This is a genomic window from Streptomyces sp. NPDC004629, assembly GCF_042873595.1.
Taxonomy (GTDB): Bacteria; Actinomycetota; Actinomycetes; order Streptomycetales; family Streptomycetaceae; genus Streptomyces.
In genome coordinates this window covers 1-8,742 of sequence record NZ_JBIALO010000069.1, presented here as the reverse complement: position 1 = coordinate 8,742, position 8,742 = coordinate 1, and the positions used below count along the sequence as shown (strand labels likewise).

Here is an 8,742-nt window from a genome sequence, read left to right as displayed (position 1 = left end):
CTGGTGCTGCTCGGTTCGGTTCGCACCTCCGAGCTACCAAGGGGCCCTGTCTTCATGTGCCTACCGCCAGAAGATCACCCCGGCGGGAAACCTGTTCGACTTGCACGTTCCATGATCGGTTGAGATACGGCTTCTCAGTCCAGACGGGCCAGCTACCTTTGGCCTGTGAACGACAGAGGCAGGTGGATCAGCGCGGCAGCCTGGCTTGCCGTCTGGTGGGGCCTGGCGACGGTAATGTTCCGCCTCTTCAGCCTGTTCATCGACGACTTGAAGAGCTGGACGACGTGCGCCGGGCTGGCCGCCGCTTCCGTCGCGACCGGAGAGCTATCGGAGTGCCGGCACCGACGCCGGCGAAAGGTGGAGTCACGGACATCCCCCAGCTCTGTACCGGAGACAGACTGCACCACAAGTGCACCACATCGAGCGGGAAACAACGGGGAACCACGGTGACAGCAACCGAGCCCCACGCTGCCACAGCTCAACCGCTCGCCCAGGGCAGCGCCCAAGGCGGCCGCAAGTGATCGCAGCTTCCCAAGCTGAGAGCGCGAGTTCGATTCTCGTCACCCGCTCCACGCGAAACCCCCAGGTCAGAGACCCGGGGGTTGTTTGTTGTCTAGCCCAATTTGAGGGTGGCGTGCCCCCGGGATGTCTCGGGTGGTAGGACGCAAATACCGTGAACCCCTTCACTCGCCTGTCGATCGCGCGCGAACTCGCATGAGCGAAGCGACAGTTCAAGGCCGACTACCGCGGAGACCATACGACGACGGGGCTGCGGCGTTCGATGAGGACGACGTCGCGCCACTGTGCCCACACCCCGGCCGCTGGCGTCCGGGCGGACGTGGACGGAGTGCTCCACGACGTCTGCGTAGGCGCAGCGGTCGGAGACCGGGACGACGGCCGTCCTGCCCAGCAACCGCCCGGTTTCGTCGACGGCCGCCAGGCACTGCTCGGCGAACTTGCTCCGGTCGAACTCCAGCGACCGCCTACGGCCCCCACCACCGACCCGGCACCGGTCTGCCCCGTGGCTGGGGTCGGATCGTGAGTGTTCTGGTGAACGGCACGGTGTGGGCCGGAGCACCGGGCCGCATGCTCGTCCCGCCGGGTTGGAACACCGAAGGATGTGGCACCCGGCTGGTGGCGGCCGGACCCGCGAACCACGTCCTCGTGGGCCACGACGGTCACGACGGTTCGGCAATGAGCCGCAAGGCCGCACGAGGCCGGTACGGCCCGCCGACCCGGTTGCGTCGCGGGGCTGCCTGGCGACGAACCGGTGCGGGCCGGCGCCAGCCCGGCGAGGGCCACGTTCACCGCGTCGGCGCGGCAACGGCGGCAAGGGGCGCGAGCGTCTCGCCTGCCCCGCCGGACCGTCGCCACCGTCGCAGCAGGTCACAGCACTGCGAGCGGAAACGCTCGACGGTAATACCGCGCCCCCGGAAATCAATATCTGTGGTCGCCGTGTAAGAAATCGACGCGGCGCGCGACAAATATTCCTGCGCCCACGGGCGGTGCGGAATTATCCACCGCGCAGGACCGACACCGACGTGCTACGCTCCTCATCAGTTGCAGGTGTGGTTGCCAGAAGGTTTTTCCGACGGCCGATCATCACGGCGACACGGAATGCGCACAGGGCGTATTCCTGACACCGTCCCCCGAAGGAGAAACAAGATGGCTACTGGCACTGTGAAGTGGTTCAACGCGGAAAAGGGATTCGGCTTCATCGAGCAGGACGGCGGCGGCGCCGACGTCTTCGCCCACTACTCGAACATCGCCACCCAGGGCTTCCGCGAGCTGCTGGAAGGCCAGAAGGTGTCGTTCGACATCGCGCAGGGCCAGAAGGGCCCGACGGCCGAGAACATCGTTCCCGCCTGACGCACCGGCACTGACGCATAACTTCGCAGCTGGGGCCCGCACCTTGGGGTGCGGGCCCCAGCTCGCTTCATTCCCGGGTCATTCGACCTGTCATTTTCGGCCCGTTCTCGCGATTCTCTGCGCCGCCCATTCTGCTGCGGAAATTCCTTGATACGTGCCCGCATCAAGGAAGGTTCTTCCATGAACCGCACACGTACCATTCGCACACGCACCAATCGCCCGTCCGACCGCTTCGGCGGATGGGCCGCCGACGGCCGCTCCGGCGTACCGCGCCGCTCCAACGGTTACGGAAGCCGGCAGCCGGCGCAGGGCGAGTTCGCCCTGCCGAAGACGGTCACGCCCGCGTTGCCCGCCGTCGAGTCGTTCACCGAACTCGCCATGCCGACGCCGTTGCTGACCACGCTCGGCCAGGAAGGCGTGACCGTACCGTTCCCGATCCAGGCGGCGACCTTGCCGAACTCCCTGGCCGGCCGTGACGTACTCGGTCGTGGCCGCACCGGATCGGGCAAGACCCTTGCCTTCGGCCTGGCGGTCCTGACCCGTGCGGCGGGCCGACGCGCCGAGCCGCGCCGACCACTGGCCCTGATCCTCGTCCCCACCCGTGAGCTGGCCCAGCAGGTCACCGACGCGCTCGCTCCCTACGCCCGCGCCGTGAGCCTGCGGCTCGCCACCGTCGTCGGCGGAATGTCCGTCGGCAGGCAGGCCAGTGTGCTGCGCGCCGGCGCGGAGGTGGTCGTCGCGACGCCCGGTCGGCTCAAGGACCTCATCGACCGGGGCGACTGCCGGCTCGTCGACGTCGGCACCACGGTTCTCGACGAGGCCGACCAGATGACCGAGATGGGCTTCATGCCCCAGGTCACCGCCCTGCTCGACCAGGTGCGTCCCGAGGGTCAGCGGATGTTGTTCTCGGCCACCCTGGACCGCAACGTCGACCTGCTGGTCCGCCGCTACCTGACCGACCCGGTGGTTCACTCCGTGGACCCGTCGGCCGGTGCCGTCACCACGATGGAGCACCACGTACTCCACGTGCACGACGCGGACAAGCACCGCACGACCACCGAGATCGCGGCCCGGGACGGCCGGGTCATCATGTTCCTGGACACCAAGCACGCCGTGGACCGGCTGACCAAGCACCTGCTGAACAGCGGTGTCCGCGCCGCGGCCCTGCACGGAGGCCGGTCCCAGCCGCAGCGCACCCGGACCCTGGCGCAGTTCAAGGACGGTCACGTCACCGTTCTGGTGGCCACCAACGTCGCGGCCCGCGGCATCCACATCGACAGCCTCGACCTGGTCGTCAACGTGGATCCGCCCAGCGACCACAAGGACTACCTGCACCGTGGCGGCCGTACGGCCCGCGCCGGGGAGTCCGGCAGCGTCGTCACCCTCGTGACCCCCGACCAGCGCCGCGGCATGACCCGGCTGATGGCTTCGGCAGGCATCACCCCGCACATCACGCAGGTCCGCTCGGGCGAGGCGGAGCTGAGCCGCATCACGGGTGCCCAGGCGCCCTCCGGTGTCCCGGTGGTCATCACCGCGCCGGTCGTGGAACGCCCCCGCCGCGCGTCTTCGCCGTCCCGGGACCGCCGGGCCCGCACCGGTCGGGGCCGCACCGTCGGCGCGGGGGTGCGCCGCAGGGCACAGCGGCGGCCCGGCCACGACTCGGCTGCTTAGGCCGACGCAGACCCGGGAGCCCCCCGGGGCCGCACAGGCCATCAGGCCGACCAGCCCTTACCGAAGGAGACACCCTTGACGCCAGCGCGGATGCAGCACCGCAGGCCGGAACCCGCCCCCATGTTCGTGGTCGCCGACAGCGAAGGGCACGGGCCTCGGGTATGTGACGACATGACCGTCGAGGTGGCCCTGGCCGTCATGGCGGGTGCCGGGGTCGAGTACCTGACCGTGTGCGACGCGGACGACGAGACCACGGACTTGATCACCCTGGTCCGGCTCTCCGTTCTCCGCGACACTTCCACGTATACGGACCGGATCCGGCTGCGGGACGTCCTCGACGGATCGCTGCCCTTGCCCGGCGCCCGTCCCGGCGGCGTCGGTGAGTACGGCCGGGTTGCGGGCGTCCTCGCCCTCTCGCGCTGATACGCCCTGCCCCGCGCGGCCCGTTCTCCTTCCCCCCGTGACTTCTGCCCTGCGAGGCATCATGCGCTGTGTCATCGCCCGGTACCCGTTCGACCTGACCACGACCGGGGTGCCGGCCTCGATGACGGGCGTCAGGCCCGAGTCCGTGACCGTCGGCCGCCGCCGCCGCTACCCCGTCAAGCAGGTGGACCAGGTCCTCGCGCGACAGGACCGCCGTGACGTCACCGCGGACGAGATCAGGTGGGCCATGACGCTCCTCGGCTTCACCTGCCACGACCGCCCCGAGGCCGTGGGCGGTCCCACTCCGCTGCGGACCGCAGCGGCACTGCTCGGCGGCACCCGTCCCGTGGAGGTATGAGGACGGGCGGGACACCGCCCTCAGGATCCCGGTGGGGGCCCTGCCGACGCGCGTCGGCAGGGCCCCCACCGGGATCCTGAGGGCGGTGTCCCGCCCGTCCTCATACCTCCACGGGACGGGTGCCGCCGAGCAGTGCCGCTGCGGTCCGCAGCGGAGTGGGACCGCCCACGGCCTCGGGGCGGTCGTGGCAGGTGAAGCCGAGGAGCGTCATGGCCCACCTGATCTCGTCCGCGGTGACGTCACGGCGGTCCTGTCGCGCGAGGACCTGGTCCACCTGCTTGACGGGGTAGCGGCGGCGGCGGCCGACGGTCACGGACTCGGGCCTGACGCCCGTCATCGAGGCCGGCACCCCGGTCGTGGTCAGGTCGAACGGGTACCGGGCGATGACACAGCGCATGATGCCTCGCAGGGCAGAAGTCACGGGGGGAAGGAGAACGGGCCGCGCGGGGCAGGGCGTATCAGCGCGAGAGGGCGAGGACGCCCGCAACCCGGCCGTACTCACCGACGCCGCCGGGACGGGCGCCGGGCAAGGGCAGCGATCCGTCGAGGACGTCCCGCAGCCGGATCCGGTCCGTATACGTGGAAGTGTCGCGGAGAACGGAGAGCCGGACCAGGGTGATCAAGTCCGTGGTCTCGTCGTCCGCGTCGCACACGGTCAGGTACTCGACCCCGGCACCCGCCATGACGGCCAGGGCCACCTCGACGGTCATGTCGTCACATACCCGAGGCCCGTGCCCTTCGCTGTCGGCGACCACGAACATGGGGGCGGGTTCCGGCCTGCGGTGCTGCATCCGCGCTGGCGTCAAGGGTGTCTCCTTCGGTAAGGGCTGGTCGGCCTGATGGCCTGTGCGGCCCCGGGGGGCTCCCGGGTCTGCGTCGGCCTAAGCAGCCGAGTCGTGGCCGGGCCGCCGCTGTGCCCTGCGGCGCACCCCCGCGCCGACGGTGCGGCCCCGACCGGTGCGGGCCCGGCGGTCCCGGGACGGCGAAGACGCGCGGCGGGGGCGTTCCACGACCGGCGCGGTGATGACCACCGGGACACCGGAGGGCGCCTGGGCACCCGTGATGCGGCTCAGCTCCGCCTCGCCCGAGCGGACCTGCGTGATGTGCGGGGTGATGCCTGCCGAAGCCATCAGCCGGGTCATGCCGCGGCGCTGGTCGGGGGTCACGAGGGTGACGACGCTGCCGGACTCCCCGGCGCGGGCCGTACGGCCGCCACGGTGCAGGTAGTCCTTGTGGTCGCTGGGCGGATCCACGTTGACGACCAGGTCGAGGCTGTCGATGTGGATGCCGCGGGCCGCGACGTTGGTGGCCACCAGAACGGTGACGTGACCGTCCTTGAACTGCGCCAGGGTCCGGGTGCGCTGCGGCTGGGACCGGCCTCCGTGCAGGGCCGCGGCGCGGACACCGCTGTTCAGCAGGTGCTTGGTCAGCCGGTCCACGGCGTGCTTGGTGTCCAGGAACATGATGACCCGGCCGTCCCGGGCCGCGATCTCGGTGGTCGTGCGGTGCTTGTCCGCGTCGTGCACGTGGAGTACGTGGTGCTCCATCGTGGTGACGGCACCGGCCGACGGGTCCACGGAGTGAACCACCGGGTCGGTCAGGTAGCGGCGGACCAGCAGGTCGACGTTGCGGTCCAGGGTGGCCGAGAACAACATCCGCTGACCCTCGGGACGCACCTGGTCGAGCAGGGCGGTGACCTGGGGCATGAAGCCCATCTCGGTCATCTGGTCGGCCTCGTCGAGAACCGTGGTGCCGACGTCGACGAGCCGGCAGTCGCCCCGGTCGATGAGGTCCTTGAGCCGACCGGGCGTCGCGACGACCACCTCCGCGCCGGCGCGCAGCACACTGGCCTGCCTGCCGACGGACATTCCGCCGACGACGGTGGCGAGCCGCAGGCTCACGGCGCGGGCGTAGGGAGCGAGCGCGTCGGTGACCTGCTGGGCCAGCTCACGGGTGGGGACGAGGATCAGGGCCAGTGGTCGGCGCGGCTCGGCGCGTCGGCCCGCCGCACGGGTCAGGACCGCCAGGCCGAAGGCAAGGGTCTTGCCCGATCCGGTGCGGCCACGACCGAGTACGTCACGGCCGGCCAGGGAGTTCGGCAAGGTCGCCGCCTGGATCGGGAACGGTACGGTCACGCCTTCCTGGCCGAGCGTGGTCAGCAACGGCGTCGGCATGGCGAGTTCGGTGAACGACTCGACGGCGGGCAACGCGGGCGTGACCGTCTTCGGCAGGGCGAACTCGCCCTGCGCCGGCTGCCGGCTTCCGTAACCGTTGGAGCGGCGCGGTACGCCGGAGCGGCCGTCGGCGGCCCATCCGCCGAAGCGGTCGGACGGGCGATTGGTGCGTGTGCGAATGGTACGTGTGCGGTTCATGGAAGAACCTTCCTTGATGCGGGCACGTATCAAGGAATTTCCGCAGCAGAATGGGCGGCGCAGAGAATCGCGAGAACGGGCCGAAAATGACAGGTCGAATGACCCGGGAATGAAGCGAGCTGGGGCCCGCACCCCAAGGTGCGGGCCCCAGCTGCGAAGTTATGCGTCAGTGCCGGTGCGTCAGGCGGGAACGATGTTCTCGGCCGTCGGGCCCTTCTGGCCCTGCGCGATGTCGAACGACACCTTCTGGCCTTCCAGCAGCTCGCGGAAGCCCTGGGTGGCGATGTTCGAGTAGTGGGCGAAGACGTCGGCGCCGCCGCCGTCCTGCTCGATGAAGCCGAATCCCTTTTCCGCGTTGAACCACTTCACAGTGCCAGTAGCCATCTTGTTTCTCCTTCGGGGGACGGTGTCAGGAATACGCCCTGTGCGCATTCCGTGTCGCCGTGATGATCGGCCGTCGGAAAAACCTTCTGGCAACCACACCTGCAACTGATGAGGAGCGTAGCACGTCGGTGTCGGTCCTGCGCGGTGGATAATTCCGCACCGCCCGTGGGCGCAGGAATATTTGTCGCGCGCCGCGTCGATTTCTTACACGGCGACCACAGATATTGATTTCCGGGGGCGCGGTATTACCGTCGAGCGTTTCCGCTCGCAGTGCTGTGACCTGCTGCGACGGTGGCGACGGTCCGGCGGGGCAGGCGAGACGCTCGCGCCCCTTGCCGCCGTTGCCGCGCCGACGCGGTGAACGTGGCCCTCGCCGGGCTGGCGCCGGCCCGCACCGGTTCGTCGCCAGGCAGCCCCGCGACGCAACCGGGTCGGCGGGCCGTACCGGCCTCGTGCGGCCTTGCGGCTCATTGCCGAACCGTCGTGACCGTCGTGGCCCACGAGGACGTGGTTCGCGGGTCCGGCCGCCACCAGCCGGGTGCCACATCCTTCGGTGTTCCAACCCGGCGGGACGAGCATGCGGCCCGGTGCTCCGGCCCACACCGTGCCGTTCACCAGAACACTCACGATCCGACCCCAGCCACGGGGCAGACCGGTGCCGGGTCGGTGGTGGGGGCCGTAGGCGGTCGCTGGAGTTCGACCGGAGCAAGTTCGCCGAGCAGTGCCTGGCGGCCGTCGACGAAACCGGGCGGTTGCTGGGCAGGACGGCCGTCGTCCCGGTCTCCGACCGCTGCGCCTACGCAGACGTCGTGGAGCACTCCGTCCACGTCCGCCCGGACGCCAGCGGCCGGGGTGTGGGCACAGTGGCGCGACGTCGTCCTCATCGAACGCCGCAGCCCCGTCGTCGTATGGTCTCCGCGGTAGTCGGCCTTGAACTGTCGCTTCGCTCATGCGAGTTCGCGCGCGATCGACAGGCGAGTGAAGGGGTTCACGGTATTTGCGTCCTACCACCCGAGACATCCCGGGGGCACGCCACCCTCAAATTGGGCTAGACAACAAACAACCCCCGGGTCTCTGACCTGGGGGTTTCGCGTGGAGCGGGTGACGAGAATCGAACTCGCGCTCTCAGCTTGGGAAGCTGCGATCACTTGCGGCCGCCTTGGGCGCTGCCCTGGGCGAGCGGTTGAGCTGTGGCAGCGTGGGGCTCGGTTGCTGTCACCGTGGTTCCCCGTTGTTTCCCGCTCGATGTGGTGCACTTGTGGTGCAGTCTGTCTCCGGTACAGAGCTGGGGGATGTCCGTGACTCCACCTTTCGCCGGCGTCGGTGCCGGCACTCCGATAGCTCTCCGGTCGCGACGGAAGCGGCGGCCAGCCCGGCGCACGTCGTCCAGCTCTTCAAGTCGTCGATGAACAGGCTGAAGAGGCGGAACATTACCGTCGCCAGGCCCCACCAGACGGCAAGCCAGGCTGCCGCGCTGATCCACCTGCCTCTGTCGTTCACAGGCCAAAGGTAGCTGGCCCGTCTGGACTGAGAAGCCGTATCTCAACCGATCATGGAACGTGCAAGTCGAACAGGTTTCCCGCCGGGGTGATCTTCTGGCGGTAGGCACATGAAGACAGGGCCCCTTGGTAGCTCGGAGGTGCGAACCGAACCGAGCAGCACCAG

The 8,742-nt window shown here is 69.5% G+C and carries 8 protein-coding genes; 4 read left to right on the top strand and 4 right to left on the bottom strand.

Translation table 11 applies throughout. From position 1 onward, the window contains the following. Positions 1–1,665: 1,665 nt before the first annotated feature. The 4 genes from ACFYTE_RS41930 to ACFYTE_RS41915 all read left to right on the top strand — a co-directional run bounded on the left by ACFYTE_RS41930 (position 1,666) and on the right by ACFYTE_RS41915 (position 4,321). Positions 1,666–1,869: a cold-shock protein gene (locus ACFYTE_RS41930; RefSeq protein WP_028799214.1), complete on the top strand. Its 204-nt coding sequence runs from the start codon at positions 1,666–1,668 to the stop codon at positions 1,867–1,869. Positions 1,870–2,049: 180 nt separating this feature from the next. Continuing rightward, a complete protein-coding gene (locus ACFYTE_RS41925) occupies positions 2,050–3,540 on the top strand; it encodes a DEAD/DEAH box helicase (protein WP_388722510.1) in 1,491 nt (496 codons plus the stop codon). A gap of 75 nt (positions 3,541–3,615) precedes the next feature. Further along, positions 3,616–3,963, top strand: coding sequence for a CBS domain-containing protein (locus tag ACFYTE_RS41920; RefSeq protein WP_388722512.1), 348 nt, complete (start codon positions 3,616–3,618; stop codon positions 3,961–3,963). Positions 3,964–4,024: 61 nt separating this feature from the next. After that, positions 4,025–4,321: an SCO5918 family protein gene (locus ACFYTE_RS41915; RefSeq protein ID WP_388722514.1), complete on the top strand. Its 297-nt coding sequence runs from the start codon at positions 4,025–4,027 to the stop codon at positions 4,319–4,321. 100 nt (positions 4,322–4,421) lie between these two features. Here the strand turns inward: ACFYTE_RS41915 and ACFYTE_RS41910 are convergent, their stop codons facing one another. From ACFYTE_RS41910 to ACFYTE_RS41895, 4 genes are all read right to left on the bottom strand, one after another. Continuing rightward, a complete protein-coding gene (locus tag ACFYTE_RS41910) occupies positions 4,422–4,718 on the bottom strand; it encodes an SCO5918 family protein (RefSeq protein ID WP_388722514.1) in 297 nt (98 codons plus the stop codon). A gap of 61 nt (positions 4,719–4,779) precedes the next feature. Beyond that, on the bottom strand, positions 4,780–5,127 hold the full coding sequence (locus tag ACFYTE_RS41905; protein ID WP_388722512.1) for a CBS domain-containing protein: 348 nt from the start codon (positions 5,125–5,127) through the stop codon (positions 4,780–4,782). Between the two features lie 75 nt (positions 5,128–5,202). Beyond that, positions 5,203–6,693 (bottom strand): DEAD/DEAH box helicase, encoded by a 1,491-nt coding sequence (locus ACFYTE_RS41900; protein ID WP_388722510.1) that lies wholly within the window; start codon positions 6,691–6,693, stop codon positions 5,203–5,205. A 180-nt stretch (positions 6,694–6,873) separates the two neighbouring features. Then, the gene (locus ACFYTE_RS41895) at positions 6,874–7,077 is read right to left on the bottom strand and encodes a cold-shock protein (protein ID WP_028799214.1); all 204 of its coding nucleotides are present in this window, start codon (positions 7,075–7,077) and stop codon (positions 6,874–6,876) included. Between the last annotated feature and the right edge of the window lie 1,665 nt (positions 7,078–8,742).